The organism is Mesorhizobium sp. WSM4830, from assembly GCF_055811495.1.
Genome location: NZ_JBVVQI010000081.1, coordinates 1 through 1,455 on the forward strand (window position 1 = coordinate 1; position 1,455 = coordinate 1,455).

Below are 1,455 nucleotides of genomic sequence, written 5' to 3' on the forward strand. Positions count from 1 at the left end.
CTATCGGATTCACACATTTTGCAGATTGAGTTTGGTTCCGTACTTGATGGCGTGGAATTCGGCGAGGCCGATGCGCATAACCTTGGGGCCTGGCTTGCCGTAGTAGCCTGTCCAGCCGCCGAGGCGGGCGATGGCCCAGGCCGCGAAGGCTAGAGAGCCTTTGGGGTGAGGATTGCGTTGTCGTTCGGTCTTGCCTTCGAGCTTGGCTGAGACGGCTTCGAGGATGGGTCGGTCGTCGGGATCGAAAGCATCGCTGAGCCGCTGATCGGTGTTGCCGTCGCGAGCCTGCACGAGCTGCTTGATAGTGACGGCGGCGATCGTGGCAGCGGCGACGAAGTTGATCATGGCGTGCGGATCGCCGATGTCGGCTGCCTCGATATCGAAGCCTGCCGTCTTGAGGATGCGGAAGAACTCTTCGATGACCCAGCGCGAGCGGTAGAGGTCGACGACACGGCGTGCCTGGGCCACCGTGGCGACACCGTGGGTGGTCAGCAAGCGCCAATGCACCGGCTCGTTGCCGTTTTTCGGCTTCGACACCTCGCGAACATCGACCAGTGTCAAACCGATGGTCTCGGGCAACGCCGGATCGGCCCCGTTGAGTGGGCGCCGCACCGTCACCGGCGCGTAACGCACTGCCAGCTTGGCATCCCGTGCGCGTCGCCCGGGCGCGGCGGGGATGGTCACTTCAAAGCGGCTTTGCTCCGGCTGGGCGTCGATGAAGGCGAACAGCAAGCCGGGCTCTTCTTGCGCGGCCTCGATGCGCCGGTTCTGGCAGGCCCGCACGATCAGGTCGACATTGTGCGGACGTTCGGCGAAGAGTTCGTAAAAGTCGCTCTCGCGATCCGACACCATGGTGATGCTGGCCGCCTCTTCCAGAACCGCGCCGGCCTGCCTGGTCGCGTCGATCCAGCGCCGCGATTCCTTGTTGGCTGTCGCCCGCTGGCGCCGCGGCGCCAGTTCCTCTGCGCTGCGGTTCCATATCTGCATCGAGACCAGGCCCAGCATGGCTCCCGTGCCGGCCTCGACCGCCAGAACCGGGTGCAGCAGCAAGCCTGCCGCATTGCCCTTGCCGACCGGGCCATAATCGGCCCGCGCCCGCCGGGAACCCAGCACCAGTTCCGACGTGTCCTGCACCGCGACGATATCGCGGCCGGCCGCGCGACGACCGGTCAGTCTTCCGGCATGCAGCGACATCTCCGTCGCCGTCACCGAGGGATTGCGCAAAAACCGCGTAAACTGCATTTCGGCCGCCCGCTTGCCGCCGAGCCGGCGGATACACGATCCAGGCCGCGCCACCAGCGCCCGATGCAAGCAGGCCCCCCTTTTTCCAGGCGCAGGTCACCAAATCGCCCCAGCCCGTACTCGATTCCGGTCATTCAATCCTCCTTCGGCTTTCCCGCCGAAATAGAATCGAGCTTCGCCGCAAAGCGCAACCCAGATGTGTGAATGCGATAG

Annotated in this window: 1 protein-coding gene; it reads right to left on the bottom strand. The window is 64.8% G+C overall.

What is annotated here, in order from left to right:
- Nucleotides 1–9: 9 nt before the first annotated feature.
- Complete coding sequence (locus AC0L2Y_RS34395; protein ID WP_473562309.1) at nucleotides 10–1,311, bottom strand: IS4 family transposase; 1,302 nt, start codon at nucleotides 1,309–1,311, stop codon at nucleotides 10–12.
- Nucleotides 1,312–1,455: the final 144 nt, after the last annotated feature.